The organism is Vogesella sp., assembly GCF_046297735.1.
In the GTDB taxonomy this organism is placed as follows: domain Bacteria; phylum Pseudomonadota; class Gammaproteobacteria; order Burkholderiales; family Chromobacteriaceae; genus Vogesella; species Vogesella urethralis.
In genome coordinates, this window is record NZ_JBKBHK010000003.1 from 303,144 (window position 1) to 326,627 (window position 23,484).

Here is a 23,484-nt window from a genome sequence, read left to right on the forward strand (position 1 = left end):
AGGAGTCAGCCATGTCAGGCCTCTTCAAACATCTCATCAGCAAAGTCCACGCCTGCCAAGAGCATGGCCTGCTCAGTCACCGATTGAGCCCATGGCGTTTTGTGCCACCGCGCGAGCGCCTGATCGACCCGGTGGGAGAGGCCGAGGTGTACCTCGCATATGGCAGACGCCAAGAAGCCCTGCGAGTACTGCGCCATGCACAGCGTGAAGAACCGCATAATCTGGAAATCAAGCTGCTATTACTGCAAACGCTGGCTTATCTGCGCGACGTCAACGCCTACTGCGAGCTGGCTGGCCAAATGGCACCACAGCTAAAAGGTAAAGCAATGTGGGAAACCATTTGCCAGGAAGGGCAGCTACTGGCACCTTACGAACCGCTGTTCATGTACCACTCGTAAACAACTAAAGCGGGCTGCATTGTACTGTCCCTGCAGTTGCAAAGCAGCGTCGCAAGGTACCGGTCTGCAACAGCTCGATATAACCCAAGGCCTCATCGCTGGCCGTTGCACGCAGTACGTAATAGTCGGGGTCGGTATTTCTGGGCGTACTGCCAAATGCCAGCTGGTAACGCGCGGTACCGCTCGCGGGGTAGCGCTGATGCGGTAACACTGGCCACTGGCTAGGTGTCGCTTTATAGCTGCCGCGCTCGCTGTAAAATCGCTCCAGAAAACTGGCATTTTGTTGCAGCAGGCTGGCGACCGCTTGTTGATCCATCCGCTTCAGGTAGCTGTCGTACTGCCAGCCAGCCACGCTAAGCAGTAGGCTAAGCAGCAGCATGCCGATTATCAACTCGATAAGCGTAAACCCCCGCTGTATCAATCGCATACTGACAAACGCCGGTAACCACTAGGCCCCAGCCACAGCTGACGGCATATACCGCTGCTACTGAGCGCCTTGTAATGCACGCCAGCCACCGACAGCATGCCACTGGGACGAATACGGTATTGCAGCACGCTGCTATGCAGTTCTACCTGTGCAGCTCGCAGTACCACGTCACGACCTTCCTTGCTATTGTAACTACCGGCTAACCCAGCTGGCTTATCAATAAAAAAGAGCAAGCCTTCATCAACCGCATAACCATTTTTACCGATAACCTGCTTGGCGCAACCCTGAATGTCGAGATCGTTTTTCAGATTGGCAAGGCAGACCTGAACACTGGTGTTACGCGTAATGGCTTCGCTGCGCATGCGCATGACGGCGGCGGCAACGCGTGCCAGCTGCGTATCCACAGCCTGCTGCTCGAGAAAACGCTGATAGGGAGCGCTACCCCACATGATCACCGCAGCCGCAATCACCATTACCAGCAATAACTCAAGCAGCCCCACGCCCGTATTGCATCTTGGCATCGCGCCTCCCGACTCATGACCTTTGGATGATGATGGCAGCTTAGGAGGCGACATTTATCACTGTCAAACAGCGTTTTTCATTTGAATGAAATGCAGATAAATGACTGAAAAAGTTGATATTTATCTGTTAAGCAAATAAAAAACCGCCCCTGAATCAGCGGCGGTGTTACCGGGTGAATTAGAAATCAGCCTTCAGCAAACTGCATGCTATGTAGCTTCGCATACATGCCATTTTCAGCCAGCAAGGTCTGGTGCGTGCCTACTTCTACCACCTCGCCCTGATGCATTACCACAATACGATCAGCCTGCTCGATGGTAGACAGACGATGCGCAATCACCAGTGTCGTGCGGTTTTTCATCAGGTTATCCAGCGCGGCCTGCACCAGACGCTCGGACTCGGTGTCCAACGCCGATGTCGCTTCATCCAGAATCAGCAGCGGCGCGTTTTTCAGCAGCGCACGGGCAATAGCCAGGCGCTGGCGCTGGCCACCCGACAGACGGGTACCGTTTTCGCCGATTTCGGTATCGAAGCCTTCCGGTAGCGCCTCGATGAAGTCCAGCGCGTTGGCCGCGCGGGCAGCATCGACGATCTGCTCGCGGCCAACCTTGTCCAGCACACCATACGCGATGTTGGCCGCCACGGTGCCATTGAACAGCACCACGTCCTGGCTGACCAAGGCAATCTGCTCGCGCAACGCCGGCAGCGCGTAGTCAGCCAGTGGTACGCCATCCAGCAGTAAACGGCCACTGTCGGGCTCGTAGAAGCGCGGCACCAGGCTGGCCAGCGTTGTCTTGCCGGAGCCGGAGGAACCCACCAGTGCCACCGTTTCACCCGCGTTCAGCGTCAGGCTAATCTGCTTGAGCGCCGGCCGCTCGCTGCCAGGGTAGCTGAATGACAGCTGCTGCAACTCGAGCTGGCCGCGCGTCTTGCCGGCCAAAGGCAAGCCGGCCTGCTTTTCTTCCGGCTCGTCCAGAAACTGGAAAATGGTTTCTGCCGCCGCCAAACCGCGTTGCAGCGCCTGCGAGATGCCGGTAATGCGCTTGATCGGCGCAAACAGCAGCATCATGGCGGTGAGAAAGGACATGAAATCGCCGGCACTGAAGTTGCCTTGCTGGGCGCGCAGCGCGGCAAAGTACAGGATGGCGGCCAACGCACAGGCAATCATCAGCTGGGTGACACCGGTGTTGGCGGAGCTGGCCGCACTCTGCTTGACCTGATTACGGCGCAACGCATCCGCCGCCTCGTGAAAACGCTCGGCTTCGTACTGCTCGCCACCGTAAATCTTCACCACTTTACGGCCATCGATAGCCTCGCTGACCACCTGCACCATCTGCCCCATGCGCAGCTGATTCTCGCGGGCCAGACCGCGCAAACGCTTGCCGACAAAGTGCATGCAGGCGGTGACCGCGGGCATGACGACGAAACAGATCAGCGTCAGCTGCCAGTCGGTGTACAGCAGCAGCGCCAGCAGGCCCAGCGTGGTGACGCCATCCTTGACCGCGACGGTAATCACATTGAAACCGGCTTCGGTAACCTGATTGACGTCGCTGGCGATACGCGAAATCAGCCGGCCCGACTGCTCGCGATCATAAAAGCTCACCGGCAAGCGTAGCAGCTTGACGAACATCTCTTCGCGCAGGGTTTGCACCAGACGACCGGTCAGCCAGCTGGCCGTATATTCGTTGATGAAGCTGGTCACGCCACGCAGCAGGAACACGCCGATAATCGCCAGCGGCACCCAACGGATGGTATCCGGGTCCTTGTCGACAAAGCCGCCATCGATCAACGGCTTGAGCAGGCGGGCAAACGCCGCTTCGGTCAGCGCGGCGATACACATCGAGATCAGCGAAATGATCAGGACTTTCCAGTAGCGCTGGATGTAACGCAGCAGGCGGCGGTAAACCTGCCAGCTGTGCTTGAAGGAATCGTTCATGAATCGGAAGTCTCGGACGACAGCCCCGCCAGCGCCAACAGGCTGGCGGTATTGCTGCGGGGGGAAAAACGGCGATGGACGTCAGTCTGGCCAGCTCGCGCCTGCGCTTGCACGGTGGCCGAGTCAGACAAGGCCTGCTCGATGGCAGCAGCCCAGGCAGCCACGTCGCCCGGCGGCAACAACTGGCCGGTCACGCCATCATGAATGGTTTCCGGGATGCCACCGGTGCGACTGGCCAGTACCGGCACCGCCAGGCTCAACGCCTCGATCTGCGACATGCCCAGCGGCTCGTAACTGGACGGCATCAGCACCAGGTCCGCCCTGGCCAGCAAGGCTGCCACCGGCTGTACCATGCCGGCCAGCAGCACCTGTTCGCCCAAGCCCAGGCGCTGGATCTCGGCCTGCAAACGCCCTGCTTCCGGCCCTTCACCGGCGATGATGTAACGCAACTGCGGCCAACGTGGCTGCAGGCGCGCCATCGCTTCCAGGATGGTCTGGTGGCCTTTTTCGCCACGCAACATGGCTGCCTGCACCAGCAACTGGCCGGGATGGGCATCGCGCCACTGCTGTACGCTAGACGGCAAGTCGGCGCCGGCATCGAGGCGGATTCGGTCAAAATCGATGCCGGGGTAGATCACGTGCAGCTTGTCCGGATGAATGGACGGGTTTTGCAGCAGACAGTCACGCAGGTAGTGACTGGGCAGCATGGTGGCGTCCACTAGCGTGTTATACGACCACGCCGAGGCTTTACCCGGCTGGTAGGTACGCGATCGCAGCAGGAACGGCCGCTGGCGCACCAGCCTAGCGGCAATGGCCAAGTTGTTGCTGTCGTGCCCGCTATGGCAAATGGCCAGGCGGGGGCGATGGGTAGCCAGCCAGCGCCGCAGCATGGCAATGGACGGCAGGTGCACGCTGTTACTGAAGCGCACCGGCAACACCGACAAGCCCTTCTGCAACGCCACCTGCTCTACCCGGCTATCGGGCCGGCAAGCCAGCACCGGCTGGTAGCCGGCAGCCGCCAACTGCTGCATCTGCTGCATCAGTTGTAATTCCTGCCCGCCAACGTTGGGGGAGGATTCGGTGAACAGAATGGTCTTAGTCATGTTGCTCATTAGTCTGGTTGAGTTGCATCTGTGCCAGTAGGGCCGCGACGGTAAACAAGAAAATGTGCAGCATATGGTCTTTGCTGACACTCTCCAGCACCATGCGCCCCATGAATCCACAGGTCACGAGCATCAAAGCCAAACCAGCTATGTCGCGCCTTTTTGTGAATGCCAAGTATCCTTGCCACACTAGACTAAAACAGAAACCCAGCCAAAGCAGTATTCCTGGCACCCCCAAGCCAACACCCAGGTCGATAAAACCGCTATGACTATGACCTATTTGGTTGGGATGTCCTCTTAGTGTCAACGCTTGACTAAAGGCACGCCGATCGTAACCATAACCCAAAGGCTTGTCGGCAATCAGATCAAGGCCACCCCGAATCCAAGCAATACGTTCGTAGGCCGATGGATCAACGGTATTACCGTTTGCCAGCAATGGATAGGGCCCCGTACGCAACCAGCCTTGGCCTTCTGTGTCCTGCCAGGCGATCTTGGCGGTCTCTACAAACACTTGATTGCGTGTATCTCGCTCAAATGTCGCCTGAACAAATGCCCCTGTACCCAAAAGGATCATGGACAGAAAAAAAACCAACCGTCCAAAACCAATATTCCGATAGTGCGACAGCACAAAGATAAACGTGAAGGACAGTATCAGATATGTCAGACCAATCACGCCATTGCGTGCTCCGGCATGAAAACTAGCAAAAAACATCAAGCCACCGGTAAGCAACAAAAGCCAAAACGGATAACGTGTTTTCCCCTTACCAAAACCCACTAGCGTAGCGACAAATGCCATCGCGAAATTAACGAAAAAAGTGAATTCAAGCTTGGTAGCCGTCGTGAACACTTCCTGATAAAGCCACGTACCATTTAACAAGCGATACTGCACCGCCAGAACCACCTCGGTCACAACCAGTAAAGCACCTGCCAACACCACGCAATCCATCACGGACAAATCACGTTGCCGGTGAAACAGTACCAAGCCAGCCACAAACCAGAGCCCGCCCATCAGCAACTGGCTACGCCACTCAGCCAAAGACACCGCTGGCCACTCGGAAAAAATCACGCTATGCAGAAGTGCATACAGCAAGAATGCCGCCAGCCATCGTGCAGAAGCCGACAGCTGACTCAATGTGGTCACCAAGCGCCAACGGTCAACAACCGCCCAGCACAGTAGTACAGCCAGCAATGTGTAACGTAGCGCAATGGTGTGCGACACATTCGCTAGCGTTAGAAACGTCACAGCTAGTAGCACAGCCCAGCGAGCACTTCCCCAGCCTTCAGTCAAGTTCATGGTTCGGTCTCCAGTTGCCCGATCAGGTCAAGCACTACCTCCGGCTTCACCGCTGCCATGCACTGCACCTGCTTGCAGCCGCCAGGCTGGTCGCCAGCAGGCCGGAAGCAACGCAGCGCCCAGTCCACCGGGCGGTGATGCACGCTGCGCTGGAAACGGCACGGAAATAGCGCCGGGCCGGCACCCAGGCAGGTATAACGGCGGAAAAAGTCGCTGCCGCCAAACAGCACTTCGCTGCCCGGCCCGAACAGCATCACCAGCGGCACCCCGGCCACCTTGGCCAGGTGGGCGATGCCGGTATCCGGACAGACGCAGGCACGGGCAGCAGCCAGCACCGCACGCAACTGCGGCAAGCTGAGCGTGCCGGCAATGACCGTATCCTGCGGCAACGGCTGTACCTGTTCGATCAGATGCCCCTCACCCGGGCCGCCAGACCACACCACGGCCAAGCCGCGTGCGCGCAAGCCAGCGGCCACACTTTGCCAGTTGGCCGCCGGCCAATAGCGCGTTGGCGAGCTGGCGCCCACATGCAGCACCACGTAGTTGGCCGGTAATGGTGGTAGCTGCTGCACACCCAACGGCCAATCGGCCACGTCGAACGGCGGTGGTGGCGGGCCATCTACCAGCCGCGCGGCGGTGTCGGTCCACGCTTCCGGCTGGTCGGCGTACGGGATGGCCTCGTCCACCAGCCAGTTCTTGTACTGCGGCACTTCGCCGGCAAAACCGACAATCCAGCGCGCACCGATGGCACGCGCCAGATAACTCAGGCGGTTCTCGCCCATCAGGTACACCACGTCGAAACGCGGCATGGCAAACAGGCGGCGGATACTGGCAAAGTCGCGCGGGTGCCACGGTACGGCACGCACACCGTAGGGCCGGCTATCGTACAAGCCGGCCTGCAGCGGCGGGCAAGCCAGCACGATATCGGCCTGCGGATAACGCTGGCGCAGCTTGGCCAACAGGCTGGTGGCCATCAGCGCATCGCCCAGCAGAAAGTGGTGCAGCACCAGAATGCGCTGTACCGCCTGCGGCGGGCGGCGTAACCATTGCCAAGGCAGGCGGAATAACAGCGCGGCAAAAATCAGCACGCGGCCGGGAAAGCGCCCTTTCATGCGGCCTCCCTGGCTTGCAGGCGATGAAACAGCGTCAGCATCTCGTCCACCATGCGCGCTTCGGTAAACGGCAGCACCGCCCGGCGCGCGGCTTCCGCCATCAGCGGCCAACCCTGGCTGGCGGCCAACCACAGGCCCACGTTGTGCTGCCAGTCGTCCTTGGCGTCGGGCGCAGCCAGCCAGCCGGTCAAGCCCGGCTGAACCAGCTCGCCCCCACCACAGCGGGTGCTGGTCAGCACCGGCAGGCCGCAGGCCATTGCCTCCGCCACCACCAGGCCGAACGGCTCGTAGATCGACGGCAGGATGAAACCATCTGCCATGCCGTAGTAGCTGCGTACATCGCGCTGCGCACCGGCAAAATGCACCCGATTGCCTAGGCCCAGCTGTTGCGCCAGCGCGTGGTAACGGCGGCTTTTCTTGTCGCTGCCCACCACCACCAGCTGTACTGCGGGGTGCGGCACGATAGCGTGCAGCGCCTGCGCCAGGCCCTTGCGCTCAAAGCCGGAACCGACGTACAGCAACACCGGCGTGTCGCTGCAAAAGCCGTACTGCTGGCGCAAGGCATCGCGTTGGGCACGCGCGTCCTGCGGATTGAAAAACGCGGTGTCGATGCCGTTGTAGATAACGTGGCAACGCTCAGCCGGCAGGCCGGTGTATTGCATGACGTCGCGCTTCACCATCTCGGAAATGCACACCACGCCGCGAAACGCCGGGTCGCGGTACATGCGTTGCTCCATCGCCCGCATATAGTGGTGATAAGGGTTCAGCGCCATCGATACGCGCGCGCCCAAGCCGCCACGCTGGCGCCGCACGTCCAGCCAGGCGGCGTGTACACCGTCGTCGGCACGGTAGACATGGCAGCCGGGAATGCGCTCGTGCGATAGCACCAGGTCGGCCGGCAACTGCTGCCAAACACGGCGGGCGGCACGGGCAAAGCCCCAGTCGCGCCACACGCTCCCCAGATAAAACGGGTTGACACTGCGCGCCTCGATGCCGGGCACGGGCTCCCAACGGCGGTTGATCAGCACCGGCTGCAGGGCCTGCTGCCCTTGCAGCTGGCGCAGAATGGCGCTGACCACGCGCTCGGCACCGCCGGCGGGGTTGAATTTCTGCCGGATGATGGCGAGGTAAGTCATCGGCCTTGCTCCTGCAGGCTGTCGTAGGCGGCCAGCACCTGCTGCACGCTGATCTTTTCCAGGCATTCGCTGCGCCAGCCGCCGCCACAGCCGGCGTTGCCGCACGGGCGACACGGCACAGAGGCGGCCACGACACGGTGCGGTACTTGCCACGGGCCCCACTCGATGTCACCAGACGGGCCGAACAGCGCCACACACGGCGTCTGTACGGCCGCGGCCAGGTGCATCGGTACCGAATCCACCCCGATGTAACACTTTGCCCCCGCAATGGCCGCGGCCAACTCCTTCAGGCTGAGCTGGCCGGCCAGGCTGGCCACCGGGTGCTGCAGCTGGCCGCTGATGTCAGCCAGCATGGCCAGCTCGTCGGCGCTGGGCGCAGCCGTCAGCAGGATGCGTTCGCCACGGGCACTCAGGGTATCGATCAGCGCCGCCATCTGGGCCGGCGGCCAACTCTTGAACAGCCAGCGCGAGGTGGGGTGCACCAGAACGTAGCCGCCGCGTTGCAAGCCCAGGGCCTGCAACTTGGCGGTCAGCGATGCCTCGGCCGCGTCACCGGGCACGATGTGCAGCGCCCGCTGCGCCGGCGTGGCGTAAATGCCGATGCGGCGCAGCGCATCAAGGTGGATTTCCACGGTATGCCGGCGGTTGCCCGGCACCTGCAGATAGCGGTGGGTAAAGCTCTTGCGGAAGAAACGGCCATACGGGCCGTCCGGCCCGACCGACCAGCGCGGCTGCAGCAGGCGCACCAGCCAGGCACCACGGTTATGCTCGGTCAGCGTGATGACCAGGTCGTAGCGGCGCGCCTTCAGCGTGGCCAGCAGGCGCCACTCGGCACGCAACTGGCCCAGCGGCCCCCGCTTCTTCCACTGGCGGTCGATGGTGTGCAGCTGCGACAGCCCCGGGTGACCGGACAGCATCTCGCGCGTGTCGTGGTACACCAGCGCGTCCACTTCGGCATGCGGCAGCTGCGCCTGTAGCGTGGTCAGCAACGGCGAGGTCAATAGCACGTCGCCGTGGTGGCGCAGCTTGATCAGCAATACGCGGCGCACGGCCGACGGGTCGATGGCATCTGTGAGCATGAAAAGAAAAAAGCCGGATCAGGCGTCCGGCCCGGCATTCAGTTGTTGCAACAAGTCTGCGATTCTATCAGGGTCTTCGCTGCGCAGGATACGCGCCACCAGCGGTGACAGCGTGTCGAGGTGACTGTTGAGCACATTCTGCTTCACGGTCAGCAGATTGGCCGGGTGCATGGAGAAGCGGCGCAGGCCCATGCCCAGCAGCAAGCGGGTCAGGCGCTCGTCGCCAGCCATTTCGCCGCACACCGACACTTGTACCCCGGCCTTGGTGGCGGTCTTGATGGTATGCGAAATCAGCTTCAGCACCGCCGGGTGCACCGGGTCGTACAGATGGCTGACCGAGTCGTCGTTGCGGTCCACCGCCAGCGTGTACTGGATCAGGTCGTTGGTACCGATCGACAGGAAGTCCACGTGCTTGACGAAGCTACCCACCACCAGCGCGGCGGACGGGATCTCGATCATGGCGCCCACTTCCACTTCCTCGGCAAAGGCCACGCCTTCCTCGCGCAGCTCCTTGCGGGCGTAGTCCAGCTGCGCCAACGCCTGCTTCAGTTCGCCCAGACTGTTGATCATCGGGAACAGGATGCGGATCTTGCCGTAGATGCTGGCGCGCAGCAGCGCCCGCAGCTGGGCACGGAACATCAGCGGTTCGGCTAGGCACAGGCGTACGCCGGTCAGACCCAGCGCCGGGTTTTCGGCGGCGCCGTGGTTCAGCCAGCGCGGGTTCTTGTCGGCCCCCAGGTCCATGGTGCGCACGGTAACCGGTGCGCCGCGCATGGCCTCGGCCACCGAGCGGTAAGCCTCGAACTGTTCGTCTTCCGACGGCAGGCTGTCGCGCCCCAGAAACAGGAACTCGCTACGGAACAGGCCCACGCCCACCGCGCCGGATTCCAGCACGTTGGCCGCGTCCTGCGGCAACTCGATATTGGCCAGCAGCTCGATCGGGGTACCGTCCTGGGTGAGGGCATCGGTCTTGCGGATGCTGGACAGCTTGCGCCGCGCCTCGATCCAGTTGCGCTGCCGGCGGCGGTACTCGGCCAGTACCGTTTCTTCCGGGTTGATGATCAGCACGCCCTGCTGGCCATCGACCACGATCATTTCGTCTTCGCGGATCAGCTCGCGAGCGTGGTGCAGGGCGATCACCGACGGCAAGTCCAGGCTGCGGCCCAGAATGGCGGTGTGGCTGGTGGCGCCGCCCACATCCGTCACAAACGCGGCGACGTTGGCATCCTTGAAGTACACCATGTCGGCAGGCGACAGATCGTGCGCCACCAAGATGGCGTCCTCGTCCATATCGTCGGCCAGCTGCAGGTCGGTACTCTGCCCCGCCAGGTTCTTGAAGATGCGCTCCACCACCTGCAGTACGTCGTGCTTGCGCTCGCGCAGGTAGTCTTCCTCGATAGCGTCAAACTGCTCCACCAGCGTGTCGCACTGCAGCTTCAACGCCCATTCCGCGTTGCAGCGCTGGCTCTCGATAAGGTCGCGCGGGTCGCGCGAGATGGTGACATCAGACAACAACATGATGTGCAGCGACAGGAACGCGCCCAGCTCCGCGGGCGCGTTTTCGGGGATGCTGCCCCACAGCAGCTCCAGCTGCTTGCGGGTCTCGCGTACGGCATGGTCGAAACGCTGCTGCTCGGCGGCGATCTCGCTGTCTTCCAGCACCAGATGCACGACGTCATCCATGCTCTGCGTCAGCAAATGCGCCCGACCGATGGCCACCCCGCCGCCAATCGGTACGCCGTGCAACACGATACTCATGCTTGCTCCCCTGTCTGTCTATTTATTGTCGCGGGCGTTTATTCCGCCTCGTCGAAGCGGTTGTTGATCAGCTCGACCAACGCCGCCATGGCCAGATCCTCGTCTTCGCCATTGGTTTCCAGCTCTACCGTAGCGCCCTTCGCTGCAGCCAGCATCATGACGCCCATGATGCTCTTGCCGTTGACGCGCCGCCCGTTACGGGCAATCCAGACCTCGGCCTTGAAACGGCTGGCGATCTGGGTAAATTTGCTGGATGCCCGCGCGTGCAGGCCCAGCTTGTTGATGATCTCAATTTGTTGTTTCTGCATGATTCCCCTCCGGAAGCATATAGAAGACCCCTTCCAGGCCTCCGGTAATGGCCTTGCTGACCACGATTTCCAAGGGCTGGCTGCTGTAGCTTAACGCCCGCACCAGCATGGGCAGGTTCACCCCTGCCACAGCCTCGACCTTGCCGGCCCGCACCAGTCGCCCGGTGATGTTGGCCGGCGTGCCGCCTACCATGTCGGTCAGCACCACCACGCCATCCCCCTGTTGCAGCTGGTCGATCAGCGCTTGCGCTTCCTGCCGCTTCTGCTCGGGGTCTTCGTGTTTTTCTACGCCCATGATGGCCAGGTTATCAGGCACCCGGCCCAGGACATGACGGGCGCACTCGGCCAGGCTGTGGCCGAGATTGCCATGCGAAATCAGTAATACACCAACCATATTTTCCACCCCGGCACCGGCCGGCTATTGCCTGCTGCATCAAACGGCTGCCCTGGCGGGCAGCTCCCGGAACGTGCTGTCAGCCTGCGGCCGCGGGCTGATACCAGCCCAGCTGTGCCGACAGCGACACTACCTCACCCACAATAATCAATGCAGGTGAGCTGATACTATTCGCACGAATCAAGGCAGGCAAGGTTTGCAGCGTACCGATGACGACACGCTGCTGCGGTGTGGTCGCCTGCTCGACGACGGCGGCGGGTGTCGCGGCTGGCTTGCCATGACTAATAAACGCGGCACAGAGTTCCTCCGCCATGGTCAACCCCATATAGACGACGACCGTCTGACCATCCCGGGTGAGCGCGGGCCAGTCTAGCGTAATGCTACCGTCCTTTTTATGACCTGTGACAAACGTCACCGACTGGGCGTGATCGCGATGGGTCAGCGGAATGCCCGCATAGGCGGCGGCACCGCTGGCCGACGTAATGCCGGGCACTACTTCAAACGGAATACGGTGGGCGGCCAACAGCGCGATTTCCTCGCCGCCACGGCCGAAAGTAAACGGGTCGCCGCCTTTCAGCCGCAACACGCGCTTGCCTTCTTGCGCCAGACGCAGCAGCAAAGCGTTGATGTCCTCCTGCGGCAAGGTGTGATTGGCGCGTTGCTTGCCCACAAAAATACGCTCGGCGTCACGGCGTACCAACTCCAGCAAGGCGGGCGCCACCAGGTTGTCGTACAGTACCACGTCGGCCTGCTGCATCAGCCGCAAGGCGCGAAAGGTCAGCAAATCGGGGTTGCCGGGGCCGGCGCCCACCAGGTAGACCGCCCCTGCCGGCGCCGTATCGGCGGCGGCCAACCTGCGCAACATGTCGTCACGTGCGGCATCTTCGTTACCGTTCATCACCTGCTCGGCCAGCGGGCCTTCCAGTACCGCCTCCCAGAACGCGCGCCGTTCTTCCACATTGCCGAAACGGGCCTTGACCTGGTCGCGAAAGCCCGACGCAAACCGCGCCAGGCGGCCGAACCCCGCCGGAATCAGGCTTTCCAGCCGCGCCCGCACCAGCCTGGCCAGTACCGGCACGCCACCACCGGTCGACACCGCAATCACCAGCGGCGAGCGGTCGACAATGGCCGGCGTGATGTAGCTGGACAGCTCCGGGTCGTCCACCACATTGGCCGGGATGCCCAGCGCCTGCGCGGTGTCCGACACCAGCCGGTTCACCTCGCGCACGTCGGTTGCCGCTACCACCAGCTTGTGGCCGGCCACCTGGCCGGGCTCGAAGTTGGCCGCAATGTGCGTCACCTCACCGCGTGCGGCCATTTGTGCCAGCTCCGGTGCCAGCGCCGGTGATACCACGGTGAGCCGTGCGCCGGCAGACAGCAGCAGGCGAGCCTTGCGCAAGCCCACTTCACCACCGCCCACCAGCAAACAGGGCTGTCCCTGCAAACGCATGAAAATCGGAAAGTACTCCACCACATCCTCCTGCCAATATCGATAGCAGCATACCATTCCCCACCCTCGCTGCACGACTTGGCGGCGACAGTAACCGCCAGGCTGGCATATCAGCGCGCGGAGTATCATGACAGTGCGGCATTTATCGCTACAATCCACAATAGCGCCGTACCATGGCAATGCCCTCCTTTGCTTACGGTACCTGCCAGCTCCCGCGTTACCGTCTTCGGAGACCATCGTGCCTGTTACTAACCCACTGGAAACCGCACTGGCAGCCCTGCCCGGCGGCTATCTGTTGCTGGACACACAGCAAAGGGTGTCATTTGTCAGTACGCGCTTCCAGCAATTGCTGCACTGCCCACCATTACAGGCTGGCCAGACATTGCCGCCAGATTTGCTGCCGGAAGAACTGTGGCAAGCGCTGGTTGCCAGGCAAACGCATGGCGTACAACAGGTCTACGGCGGCCAACTACTGGACTGGCTGCTAACACCGCTCCCCAGAGGCATGATGGTCAGTGTGCGCGAGGACAAGCAAACGTTTCGCAACCTGGTAGAAAACTCGCCGGACATCATCAGCCGCTATAGCCGGGAGCTGGTTTGCCTGTACACCAACGGCACACTGGCGCGTTACTCGCCGATTCCGCCGGCGCTGCATATCGGGCTGACACTGGAAGAGCGCGGCCTGCCACAACACGTATGCGATGCCTTTCGCCACGCCCGCGATCAGGTCATGCACAGTGGCAAACCCTGCGTGTTTGAAAACCAGCTGATACACCAGGGCCGTAGCGCAGTATTCGAATCGAGGCTGCTACCCGAGTTCGACGAGCAGGGCAACATACAGTCGCTGTTGTGTATAGACCGCGACATCAGCGAGGAACATGCGATACGGCTTTGGCAGGAGGACGAGAACCGCTTGCTGGAAATGATTGCCAACGACAGGCCGCTGCAGGAAGTGATGGTGTGGACCTGCCACATGATCGAGTCACAGATCGACGGCGCACTGTGCTCGATCATGCAGCTGGACGAAAGCGGGCAGCAATTGCGACTGGCAGCGGGCCCCAAACTGCCCGAGTTCTACAGGCAGCAGATTGACGGCGTCAGTATCGGTCATGGCGTCGGCTCTTGCGGCACCGCTGCCTTTACCGGCGAAGCCGTCATCGTGACCGACATTCCGCACCACCCGTTCTGGGCAGACTACGCCGAACTGGCTACCGCCCACGGCCTGTACAGTTGCTGGTCTTATCCGATCAAGTCGTATGATGGCAGCGTACTGGGCACCTTTGCCATCTACTTTGGCCATAGTCAGGCCCCCGATCTGCACAGCGAATACATTACCCACCGCACCTCGCACCTGATGGCCATCGCCATACAGCAACAGCAGCGGGCCAAGCGCCTGTTCCAGTTGGCCACGCAGGACGCGTTAACCGGTCTGCACAACCGCCGTCACTTCATGCAGCTGGCACAAACAAGCTGCGACGGTGCACACCGGCAGCACCTGGCGGTATGCCTGCTCATGTTCGACCTCGATCATTTCAAGCAAATCAACGACCGTTACGGTCATGCCGCCGGCGACGATGCCTTGCGGGTGTTTGCGCGCATCCTGCAGGACAATATGCGTTCACACGATCTGCCTTGCCGTATGGGCGGGGAGGAATTTGCCGCCCTGCTTAGCGGCATGGGCGCGGCCGAAGCCCGGCGCGTAGCCGAAGGGATACGCAAGCAGTTGGCCGCAACCGAGGTAGACAGTGACGGTCAGCGCTTTAAGCTGACCGTCAGCACCGGTATCGCGCAGTTGCAAAACAGCCACGACCTGAGCACGCTGATGCGCCAAGCGGACAAGGCTTTGTACCGGGCCAAACACGAAGGTCGTAACTGCATCTGCATTGCCCTGCCCGCCGAACACGACTGACACGGTAAGCCACGCATGTAGACCGCCTAGCGGCCAACCTTGTGCGCGGGCGCGGGCTTAGTGCGCGGCCTCCCAGCTGTCGCCCACGCCCACTTCGGCCAGCAACGGCACTTTCAGCGCCGCCACGCCCGCCATCAGCTGCGGCAAACGGGTACGCACCACATCCAGCTCGTCCTGCGCCACCTCCAGCACCAGTTCATCGTGTACCTGCATGATCAGGCGGCTGCGCAGGCCGTCCTGCAGCAACCAGCCTTGTACCGCAATCATCGCCAGCTTGATCAGGTCGGCGGCCGTGCCCTGCATCGGCGCGTTGATGGCGGCGCGCTCGGCACCGGCACGGCGCGCCTGGTTGCCGGCGCGGATATCCGGCAGGTACAGGCGGCGGCCAAACACGGTTTCCACATAGCCCTGCTCGGCGGCCTGCTCGCGGGTACGCTGCATGTAGTCGGCCACGCCGGGGTATTTGCGGAAGTAGCTATCGATGTACAGCTGCGCCGCGTCGTTGGTAATGCCCAGCTGCGAGGCCAGGCCGTACTTGCCCATGCCGTAGATCAGGCCGAAGTTGATGGCCTTGGCGGCGCGGCGCTGCTCGCTGCTGACTTCGGCCAGCGGCGTGCCGAATACCTCGGCGGCGGTGGCCTTGTGGATGTCCTCGCCGCTGGCAAAGGCGGCCAGCATGCCTTCATCGGCGGACAGGTGCGCCATGATGCGCAGCTCGATCTGCGAGTAGTCGGCGCTGACAATCACGAACCCCGGCTCGGCGATGAAGGCCTCGCGCACGCGGCGGCCCTCGGCGGTCCGTACCGGGATGTTCTGCAGGTTGGGGTCGCTACTGGCCAGGCGGCCGGTAATGGCCACCGCCTGTGCATACGTGGTATGCACGCGGCCGGTTTGTGGATGAATCAGCGTCGGCAGCTTGTCGGTGTAGGTGGATTTCAGCTTGGCCAGGCCGCGGTACTGCAGAATCAGCTTGGGCAGCGGGTGGTCCAGCGCCAGTTTTTCCAGCACTTCTTCGTCGGTAGAGAAGCCACCCGACGGCGTTTTGCGCACGCCCTTGGTGGGGATGCCCAGCTTGCCGAACAGGATTTCCTGCAACTGCTTGGGCGAATTCAGGTTGAACGGCTGGCCGGCCAGCGCGTAGGCCTGCTGCTCCAGTTGCAGCATCTCGCTACCCAGCTGGTGGCTTTGTGCGGCCAACTTGTCACGGTCGATCAGCACACCGGTGCGTTCCATGGCAAACAGTACCTCGGCCACCGGCAGCTCCATGTCGCGGTAGACGCTGCCCAGTGCGCCGGCAAGCTGTGGGGCAAAGTGCTGCGCCAGGCGCAAGGTGATGTCGGCATCTTCGGCGGCGTAGTTGGCCGCCACGTCCACCGCCACTTCGGCAAAGCCGATCTGCTTGGCGCCCTTGCCGCAGATTTCCTCGTAGGTGACGGTGGTTTCGCCCAGGTGACGCCGCGCCAGGTCGTCCATGCCGTGGCGTTCGTGGCTTTCGATCACGTAAGAAGCCAGCAGCGTGTCGTCCACCACCCCGCGCAAGGTAATGCCGTGGTTGGCCAGCACGTGGCGGTCGTACTTCAGGTTTTGCCCCAGCTTGGGCCGGCTGGCGTCTTCCAGCCACGGCTTCAGTTGCGCCAGGGTGCTATCGAAATCCAGCTGTTCCGGCGCGTCCGGGCCACAGTGCGCCAGCGGCAGGTAGGCAGCTTCGCCGGCCTGCACGGCAAAGCTGAGGCCGACAATGCGCGCCTGCATCGGGTCCAGGCTGGTGGTTTCGGTATCTACCGACACCACCTCGGCCGTGGCCAGCTTGTGCAGCCAGGCGTCCAGTTGGGCATGGGTCAGGATGGTTTCATAGCGGCGTTCCACCGCTGGCGGCGGCGCCAGTTGCGGTTCGATGCCGGCGGCCAGCGCAGACACGGTGTCCAGGTCGTCGCCAAACAGGCTGCCGCTGACGTGCAGCGGCGCTTGCGCCGGCGCCGGGTTGGCCGCCACCGCACCACCCAGCTTGTCGTTCACTTCACGCAGGAAGGTGCGGAAGCCGCACTGGGCAAACAGCACCGCCAGCTGCGCGTACTGCTTGCTGCCGTGGCGCAGGCTGTCCATACCCTGCGGCAGCTCGTGGTACAGCTCCACGTCGCACTTGATGGTGATCAGCTCGCGCCCGCGCGGCAGCCAGTCCAGCACCGCGCGCAGGTTTTCGCCCACCTTGCCGCCCACGTTGGCCGCATTGTCGATGACGGCGGCCAGCGAGCCGTACTGCTCCAGCCATTTCACCGCCGTCTTCGGGCCGCATTTGTCTACGCCCGGCACGTTGTCCACCTTGTCGCCGATCAGCGTCAGGTAGTCGATGATCAGGCTGGGCGGCACGCCGAATTTTTCCTTCACGCCGGCTTCGTCCAGGTGCTCGTTGGTCATGGTATTGACCAAGGTGACCGCCGGCGTCACCAACTGCGCCATGTCTTTGTCGCCGGTAGAGATGATCACCTGCATGCCGGCCGCCTCGGCCTGGCGCGCCAGCGTGCCGATCACGTCGTCCGCCTCCACGCCTTCCACCATCAACAGCGGCCAGCCGCTGGCGCGTACCACCTCGTGCACGGTGTCGATCTGCGCGGCCAGCTCGGCCGGCATCGACGGGCGGTTGGCTTTGTATTCCGGGTACAGCGCGTCGCGGAAAGTCTTGCCCTTGGCGTCGAATATGCAGGCGCTATAATCGAATTGGACTTCCTTTTCCAAACGGGCCAGCATGTTCACCATGCCGTAGATGGCACCGGTGGGCTCCCCCTGCGGCGAACGCAAGTCGGGCATCGCGTGAAAGGCGCGATATAAATAAGAAGAGCCATCGATCAATAACAGGGTTTTCATAATCAAAAAGGGCTAAGGTATGGGCTTGCACGATAAATTACCGCAAACAAGCGACCGTTACGCGATGATGCAACGCTTCCGCGCGCGCGAGGCGTGGCACGTGATGAAGATTTTGTCGGAATTCGTCGAATCCGCCGAAGAGCTGCAGACCATTACCCCGGCCGTCAGCATCTTCGGCAGCGCACGAACCCCGCGTGACCACCCGTATTATAAGCTCACCGAGGACGTGGCCCGTCTGCTTTCCGACGCCGGCTTCTCGGTAATCTCCGGCGGCGGCCCCGGCATCATGGAGGCGGCCAACAAGGGCGCCTTCTACGGCAAGAGCCCGTCGGTGGGCCTCAACATCGTGCTGCCGCACGAACAGCGCCCCAACGAATACCAGGACCTCAGCCTGAAATTCGACCACTTCTTCAGCCGCAAGGTGATGTTCGTCAAGCACGCGCTGGCGTATGTGGTGATGCCGGGCGGCTTCGGCACGCTGGACGAGATGTTCGAGGCGCTGACGCTGATCCAGACCGGCAAGAGCCGCAAGATGCCCATCATCCTGTGCGGCAGCGCCTTCTGGGGCGGGCTGCTGGATTGGGTACGCGAACGGCTGGCCGGCGAAGGCATGATCAACCCGGACGACCTCGACCTGCTGCAACTGATCGACGAGCCGAAGGAAATCGTGGAAACCATCTTCCGCTTCTACGAAACCCGTGGCTTCGACACGCTGCCGGAGGAGCGCGAGCAGCTGCTAAACCTGTAGAATGAGGGCGACAGAGGGGGCAACAGCCCCCCGCCCTCAAGCCCAGGACCAAGGAAACTCCTCATGCAGCGCCTTTTGCTGGCCACCTTGCTGGTGGCCTCGCTGACGGCTTATGCCGACACCCCGGCCGTTGTGCCGCCCCCGCCACCCCTGAAGCCGGCTACCATCAGCGGCCCGGAACCGGAAGTGAAAGTGTTCCAGAACGGCCCCGATACCGTGGAAGAGTACCGCATGAACGGCAAGCTCTACATGGTGAAGGTCAGCCCGCAGGGGGCACCGGCCTACTACCTGCTGGACAACGAAGGCCATGGCACGCTGCAACGCGTCTCCCCCAACCAGCCGCCGCGTACCCCGAGCTGGGTGCTGATGACGTTCTGAGGAGCCCGCCGTGTCCGTTTACACCTCTGTTACCGATAGCGAGATGCGCAGCTGGCTGCAGCGCTACGCACTGGGCGAGCTGGTCGAACTCAAGGGCATCGCCGCCGGCATCACCAATACCAACTACTTCGTCACCACCACGCACGGCCGTTACGTGCTGACGCTGTTCGAAGTACTGAAACTGGAAGAACTGCCGTACTTCCTCAAGCTGAAGAGCCACCTGTCGCGCCACGGTGTTGCCTGCCCGGCGCCGATTGCCGACCATACCGACAGCTTTGCCTCGCTACTGGCCGGCAAGCCGGCTTGCCTGGTCAGCTGCCTGCACGGCGGTGACGTCAGCGCCCCGAATGCCGCGCAATGCCAGGCCGTCGGCGAAATGCTGGCGCAAATGCACCAGGCCGGCCAGACCTTCCCCCTGCGCATGGACAACCCGCGCGGCCCGGCGTGGTGGAGCCACACTGCCGCCGAACTCTACGCGGCCATGCCGGCTGAAGACGCCGCCATGCTGCGCGAGGAAATCGCGTTCCAGGGTAGCCACCGCTTCGATTTCCTGCCGCAGGGCGTCATCCACGCCGACCTGTTCAAGGACAACGTGCTGATGGACGGCGACCGCATCGCCGGCTTCATCGACTTCTACTATGCCTGCAACGACATCCTGCTGTACGACGTGGCCATTGCGCTGAACGACTGGGCGCGCCTGCCGGACGGCAGCATCGATGCCACCCTGGCGCGCGCGCTGCTGGCCGGCTACCAGTCGGTACGCCCGTTCAGCGCCGACGAGCTGGCCGCGTGGCCGGTGATGCTGCGCGCTGGCGCCCTGCGCTTCTGGGTATCGCGCCTGCTGGACTTCCACCGGCCGGCAGCGGGTGAACTGACCTTCACCAAAGACCCGGGCGTCTTCCAGCGCCTGTTGGCCGCACACCGCGAACGCCAGGATTTCTGGCTGTAATTGCAGCAATAACCTATCGAAATGGAAGGTCGCAATCAAGGATACAAAATGCATATTGCGACCCACCGTGCTAGCCACTACCATGCAGCACTCACTCAACGCACGGAGAACCGATATGAAAAAGTCTCTGGCCCTGCTGGCTTTGATCGCCCCGCTGGCTGCCCACGCCGTAGATAGCAGTAAAGACGAATACATCGGCGGCAACCTGTCGCTCACCCGCCACAGCGTCGGCATGGGTAACCCTACCTTCAATACCCAGACCAAAACCGAGAGCAATGACAGCGGTTATGGCCTGCGCGCCGGCTTTTACAGTCACGACAACCTGTCGTGGGAACTGGACTACCAGGATTACGGCAAGAATGTGCGCACCTACGGCACCAGCGGCAAGGCGGAGTCCAAACTGTCCAGTATCGGCGTTAGCGCTATCGGCCACCTGCCGCTTAACGAAAAACTTGGTTTGTACGGCCGTGTCGGTCTGGCACGCGTAGCAAGCAAGACCACCCTCAGCGGCAGCATCGCCAGCACTGGCTTCAAAGCCCGCAAAACCGTCCCGGTAATCGGTGTCGGCGTGGAAAGCCAACTGAATGCCGATATGCGCGGTTATGTGGAGTACAGCCAGACCGGCAAGGTAAAATCCTCTACCGGCGGTGCCGAAGATACGCACTCTGCCTCCCGCCTGAGTGCCGGCGTGACTTATCATTACTAAGCCGCCCGTTGTGCACGCAACAGCCCGCGCCGCGGGCTGTTTTGTTTTTTAACCGCCTGATCGAGAGCCCGCATGTCTCCACGCCTGTTACTCGTAGAAGATGACCAACGCCTGGCCGAGCTGGTACGCGTTTACCTGAGCAAGCATGGTTACGAGGTGCTGCACCATGCCCGCGGCGATACCGCAGCCGACACCATCCTGGCGGAAAACCCCGACCTGGTCATCCTGGACGTGATGTTACCGGGAAAGGATGGCTTTGAAGTCTGCCGTGATATTCGCCCGCGCTACCATGGCCGTATCCTGATGATGACCGCGCGCGATGAAGAGATAGACGAAATCCTGGGCCTGGAACTGGGTGCCGACGACTACCTCACCAAACCGGTAGAGCCGCGCCGGCTGCTGGCGCGTATCCGGGCGCTGCTGCGCCGTAGCGACAGCGATGCCGGGCAGGCCAGCGAAGATGGCCGCATCGTCTTCGGTCAGTTCAGCATCAGTCAGGCCACCCGCGAAGCCATGCTGGGCAGCGATGCACTAGACCTCACTACCGCCGAGTTCGACCTGCTGTGGCTGCTGGCCAGCCACGCCGGCGAAATCCTGTCGCGCGACGACATCATGAACGCGCTGCGCGGTATCGGCTTCGACGGCCTGGACCGCTCCATCGACGCCCGCATTTCCCGTCTGCGCAAGAAACTGGGCGACAACCCCGATACCCCCACCCGCATCAAGACCGTACGCGGCAAGGGCTACCTGTTTTCACGGAGCGACTGGGAGTGAAACCGCCTCTGAGCCTGGCGGCGCTGTTTGCGCGCTATTTCGTACAGACGATGGTGGTGCAGTTCGTACTGCTGCTGGGCTTCGTCACCCTGCTGATCTTGCTGACCTCCGGCGCCGACCGTGACCGCATCGAACAGCAAATGGACGGCACCGTACGCATGATCCAGCGCGAACTGCTCAGCCAGCCACCAGCACGGCGCGCTGCCGAACTGGCCAGCATCAACGAGCTGTTTGCGTACCCGGTCAAGCTGCTACCCACACTGCCTGCCGCGCTGGACGACGAAGCCCGCGCCCGCCTGGCAAGCGGCCAAAGCTGGCTGGATTACGGTAACGAGCTACTGTACGCGCCGCTGCCTGGTACGAGGCAGATTCTGCAACTGGGGCCACTGGGTCAGGACAGCGAGCAGCACAACTTTCTGCAAAGCGAATGGGGGCTGTTCCTGCTGTGGTTCGTTTTTTTCGGCGTACCGATGGCGGTGCTGATTTATCTGAACCTGCGCCCGCACTGGCAATCGCTGATGGCTCTGCGCGCAACTGCCACCCAACTGGCTGAGGGCGACCTGTCCGCGCGGGTAGGACGCCTGAAAAGTCCGCTGTTTGCACCGCTGTCTACCGTGATCAACGACATGGCCACCCGGCTGGAGCGCCAGGTGGAAACGCGGCAGGCACTGGCCCACGCCGTGGCACACGAACTGCGCACGCCGGTAGCGCGGTTGCGCTTCGGGCTATCGATGCTGGACGAGGCAGAAGACGACAACGAGCGCCAGCACTACCGCGAAGGCATGGAACGCGACCTGACCGAACTGGACGAACTGCTGAACATCAGTCTCAGCTATGCCAAGCTGGACCGCGGCGAAGTGAGCCTGCAATACGAAACCGTCGACCTCAACGAATGGTTCGACGATCTGATCAGGCTGATGCAGCCACTGTGTCCACCCCACCTGCAACTGGGGCTGGACTGCGGCAGCGGCAACACCACCTTCGACCGCAAGCTGATGTATGTGGCGACCCGGAACCTGCTACTGAACGCCTTCAAGTACGCCACCAGCCGCGTGCAGATGAGTGTCACCCTGTATGGCGGCGAATTGTGGATAGCGGTGGAAGACGACGGCCCCGGCATACCGCCCGAGGAATGCGAACGCATCTTCGAGCCGTTCCAGCGCCTTGACCGCTCGCGCGACCGTGCCACCGGCGGCCACGGCCTGGGGTTATCGTTTGTACGCCTGATTACCCTGCACCATGGCGGCAGCGCCAGCGCCGGCCAAGCCAGCCTGGGGGGGGCCCGCATGGCACTACGTTTACCGCAACACCCGCCCCGCCCCAGAGGCTGAGCAAGCGCTGCTACCAGAACAGCCATACAACAACCCCGCCATCACGCGGGGTTTGTCGTTTCTGCGCTGCTCATACCTGTAAAGACAGCACAACGCCGGCTGTCACACACCGTCACACAGCGGCATGTTGGCCGCACATTCGGCCCACGCAAGCGACATAGTGTTAAGCCCTGCCGCTGGGCAGAATGACGACATCGAATTCACTCATACCCCGACAGGAGCTTCACATGAAAAAGCTGATTCTTGCCTCCATCCTCGCCGCTGCCGGTACCACTGCTTTCGCCGCTGACACCGGCACCTACGTGTTCGGCAACCTGGGCGTATCTGCCAACCAGTGGACCGCCAAAGATGGCGCTGCCGCCAAAGCCGGCGTGAGCGACAAGAAAGTGAACAAGGACGATGCCACCTCCGGCATGTTCGAAGTGGGTGTCGGCCAGCGCATCAACGACAACTTTGCCGTTGAAGGCAGCTACCTGAACCACGGCGACGCTACCGAACTGAAGGGTGCCGGCAAACTGGACTACGACGCCTTTCGTGTCGCTGCACTTGGCATTATCCCTGTAAATGACCAGTTCGAAGTGTACGGCAAGGTTTCTGCCAGCCACATCCGCAGCAAATTCACCGCCACCAGCGCGGCGCTGCAGAACAGCAAGGACAGCACCTTTGGCATGGGCTTGGGTGTGGGCGCCAACTACAAACTGAACAAGCAGGTCAGCCTGCGTGCCGAATACGACGGCATCGGTAACATCAAGCACAAGGACATCACCGACACCGCCCCGGTGGGTGCCTTGAAAGTGGGTGTGAGCTACCGCTTCTAAACGACCACGGGCTGCCCGCATAGGCGGCGGTCAGCCCGTTTTACTGCAGTACCCCGTTTCTCCAAACCTCGTGTGTCTTCCCTGCCCGCCTTGGC

General features: G+C 62.1%; 22 protein-coding genes. 9 read left to right on the top strand and 13 right to left on the bottom strand.

Annotation, left to right across the window (positions count from 1 at the left end; genetic code table 11):
- Positions 1-11: 11 nt before the first annotated feature.
- Positions 12-398: a FimV family protein gene (locus ACK4FZ_RS05915; protein WP_409818799.1), complete on the top strand. Its 387-nt coding sequence runs from the start codon at positions 12-14 to the stop codon at positions 396-398.
- Positions 399-402: 4 nt separating this feature from the next.
- Here ACK4FZ_RS05915 and ACK4FZ_RS05920 read toward each other — a convergent pair whose 3' ends face one another.
- The 12 genes from ACK4FZ_RS05920 to cysG all read right to left on the bottom strand — a co-directional run bounded on the left by ACK4FZ_RS05920 (position 403) and on the right by cysG (position 12,935).
- Complete coding sequence (locus ACK4FZ_RS05920) at positions 403-825, bottom strand: type IV pilin protein (RefSeq protein ID WP_409818801.1); 423 nt, start codon at positions 823-825, stop codon at positions 403-405.
- The gene (locus tag ACK4FZ_RS05925; RefSeq protein WP_409818803.1) at positions 816-1,346 is read right to left on the bottom strand and encodes a Tfp pilus assembly protein FimT/FimU; all 531 of its coding nucleotides are present in this window, start codon (positions 1,344-1,346) and stop codon (positions 816-818) included. Before ACK4FZ_RS05925 ends, ACK4FZ_RS05920 begins: the two co-directional genes overlap by 10 nt.
- A gap of 185 nt (positions 1,347-1,531) precedes the next feature.
- On the bottom strand, positions 1,532-3,280 hold the full coding sequence (gene msbA, locus ACK4FZ_RS05930) for a lipid A export permease/ATP-binding protein MsbA (RefSeq protein WP_409818805.1): 1,749 nt from the start codon (positions 3,278-3,280) through the stop codon (positions 1,532-1,534).
- On the bottom strand, positions 3,277-4,383 hold the full coding sequence (locus ACK4FZ_RS05935) for a glycosyltransferase family 4 protein (protein ID WP_409818807.1): 1,107 nt from the start codon (positions 4,381-4,383) through the stop codon (positions 3,277-3,279). Before ACK4FZ_RS05935 ends, msbA begins: the two co-directional genes overlap by 4 nt.
- Entirely contained in the window at positions 4,376-5,677 is a 1,302-nt protein-coding gene (locus ACK4FZ_RS05940) for an O-antigen ligase family protein (RefSeq protein ID WP_409818809.1), read from the bottom strand. The genes ACK4FZ_RS05935 and ACK4FZ_RS05940 overlap by 8 nt, the downstream gene beginning before the upstream one ends.
- Positions 5,674-6,789, bottom strand: a complete 1,116-nt coding sequence (locus tag ACK4FZ_RS05945; RefSeq protein WP_409818811.1) for a glycosyltransferase family 9 protein — start codon at positions 6,787-6,789, stop codon at positions 5,674-5,676. The genes ACK4FZ_RS05940 and ACK4FZ_RS05945 overlap by 4 nt, the downstream gene beginning before the upstream one ends.
- Entirely contained in the window at positions 6,786-7,925 is a 1,140-nt protein-coding gene (locus tag ACK4FZ_RS05950) for a glycosyltransferase family 4 protein (protein ID WP_409818813.1), read from the bottom strand. The genes ACK4FZ_RS05945 and ACK4FZ_RS05950 overlap by 4 nt, the downstream gene beginning before the upstream one ends.
- Positions 7,922-9,004, bottom strand: coding sequence for a putative lipopolysaccharide heptosyltransferase III (gene rfaQ / locus ACK4FZ_RS05955; RefSeq protein WP_409818815.1), 1,083 nt, complete (start codon positions 9,002-9,004; stop codon positions 7,922-7,924). Before rfaQ ends, ACK4FZ_RS05950 begins: the two co-directional genes overlap by 4 nt.
- Before the next feature lie 18 nt (positions 9,005-9,022).
- Positions 9,023-10,762: a phosphoenolpyruvate--protein phosphotransferase gene (gene ptsP, locus ACK4FZ_RS05960; RefSeq protein WP_409818817.1), complete on the bottom strand. Its 1,740-nt coding sequence runs from the start codon at positions 10,760-10,762 to the stop codon at positions 9,023-9,025.
- Between the two features lie 38 nt (positions 10,763-10,800).
- On the bottom strand, positions 10,801-11,070 hold the full coding sequence (locus ACK4FZ_RS05965) for an HPr family phosphocarrier protein (protein WP_144372771.1): 270 nt from the start codon (positions 11,068-11,070) through the stop codon (positions 10,801-10,803).
- A complete protein-coding gene (locus ACK4FZ_RS05970; protein WP_409818819.1) occupies positions 11,051-11,464 on the bottom strand; it encodes a PTS sugar transporter subunit IIA in 414 nt (137 codons plus the stop codon). The genes ACK4FZ_RS05965 and ACK4FZ_RS05970 overlap by 20 nt, the downstream gene beginning before the upstream one ends.
- A 79-nt stretch (positions 11,465-11,543) precedes the next feature.
- The gene (cysG, locus tag ACK4FZ_RS05975) at positions 11,544-12,935 is read right to left on the bottom strand and encodes a siroheme synthase CysG (RefSeq protein ID WP_409818821.1); all 1,392 of its coding nucleotides are present in this window, start codon (positions 12,933-12,935) and stop codon (positions 11,544-11,546) included.
- Positions 12,936-13,152: 217 nt separating this feature from the next.
- On the opposite strand from cysG, the gene ACK4FZ_RS05980 reads away from it, so the two are divergent.
- On the top strand, positions 13,153-14,823 hold the full coding sequence (locus tag ACK4FZ_RS05980; RefSeq protein WP_409818823.1) for a diguanylate cyclase: 1,671 nt from the start codon (positions 13,153-13,155) through the stop codon (positions 14,821-14,823).
- Between the two features lie 57 nt (positions 14,824-14,880).
- Here the strand turns inward: ACK4FZ_RS05980 and polA are convergent, their stop codons facing one another.
- Positions 14,881-17,685, bottom strand: coding sequence for a DNA polymerase I (gene polA, locus ACK4FZ_RS05985; RefSeq protein ID WP_409818825.1), 2,805 nt, complete (start codon positions 17,683-17,685; stop codon positions 14,881-14,883).
- A gap of 19 nt (positions 17,686-17,704) precedes the next feature.
- On the opposite strand from polA, the gene ACK4FZ_RS05990 reads away from it, so the two are divergent.
- The 7 genes from ACK4FZ_RS05990 to ACK4FZ_RS06020 all read left to right on the top strand — a co-directional run bounded on the left by ACK4FZ_RS05990 (position 17,705) and on the right by ACK4FZ_RS06020 (position 23,389).
- On the top strand, positions 17,705-18,433 hold the full coding sequence (locus tag ACK4FZ_RS05990; protein WP_144372777.1) for a TIGR00730 family Rossman fold protein: 729 nt from the start codon (positions 17,705-17,707) through the stop codon (positions 18,431-18,433).
- A 63-nt stretch (positions 18,434-18,496) separates the two neighbouring features.
- Positions 18,497-18,811, top strand: a complete 315-nt coding sequence (locus ACK4FZ_RS05995; RefSeq protein WP_144372778.1) for a DUF2782 domain-containing protein — start codon at positions 18,497-18,499, stop codon at positions 18,809-18,811.
- Positions 18,812-18,821: 10 nt separating this feature from the next.
- Positions 18,822-19,760 carry a homoserine kinase gene (gene thrB / locus ACK4FZ_RS06000; protein WP_409818827.1) on the top strand — a complete coding sequence of 313 codons (939 nt, stop codon included), beginning with the start codon at positions 18,822-18,824 and terminating at the stop codon, positions 19,758-19,760.
- Between the two features lie 115 nt (positions 19,761-19,875).
- Entirely contained in the window at positions 19,876-20,466 is a 591-nt protein-coding gene (locus tag ACK4FZ_RS06005) for a porin family protein (RefSeq protein ID WP_409818829.1), read from the top strand.
- A 72-nt stretch (positions 20,467-20,538) separates the two neighbouring features.
- Positions 20,539-21,240: a response regulator gene (locus tag ACK4FZ_RS06010; RefSeq protein ID WP_409818831.1), complete on the top strand. Its 702-nt coding sequence runs from the start codon at positions 20,539-20,541 to the stop codon at positions 21,238-21,240.
- Entirely contained in the window at positions 21,237-22,571 is a 1,335-nt protein-coding gene (locus ACK4FZ_RS06015) for an ATP-binding protein (protein WP_409818833.1), read from the top strand. The genes ACK4FZ_RS06010 and ACK4FZ_RS06015 overlap by 4 nt, the downstream gene beginning before the upstream one ends.
- 227 nt (positions 22,572-22,798) lie before the next feature.
- Positions 22,799-23,389 carry a porin family protein gene (locus ACK4FZ_RS06020; RefSeq protein ID WP_409818835.1) on the top strand — a complete coding sequence of 197 codons (591 nt, stop codon included), beginning with the start codon at positions 22,799-22,801 and terminating at the stop codon, positions 23,387-23,389.
- Positions 23,390-23,484 lie beyond the last annotated feature (95 nt).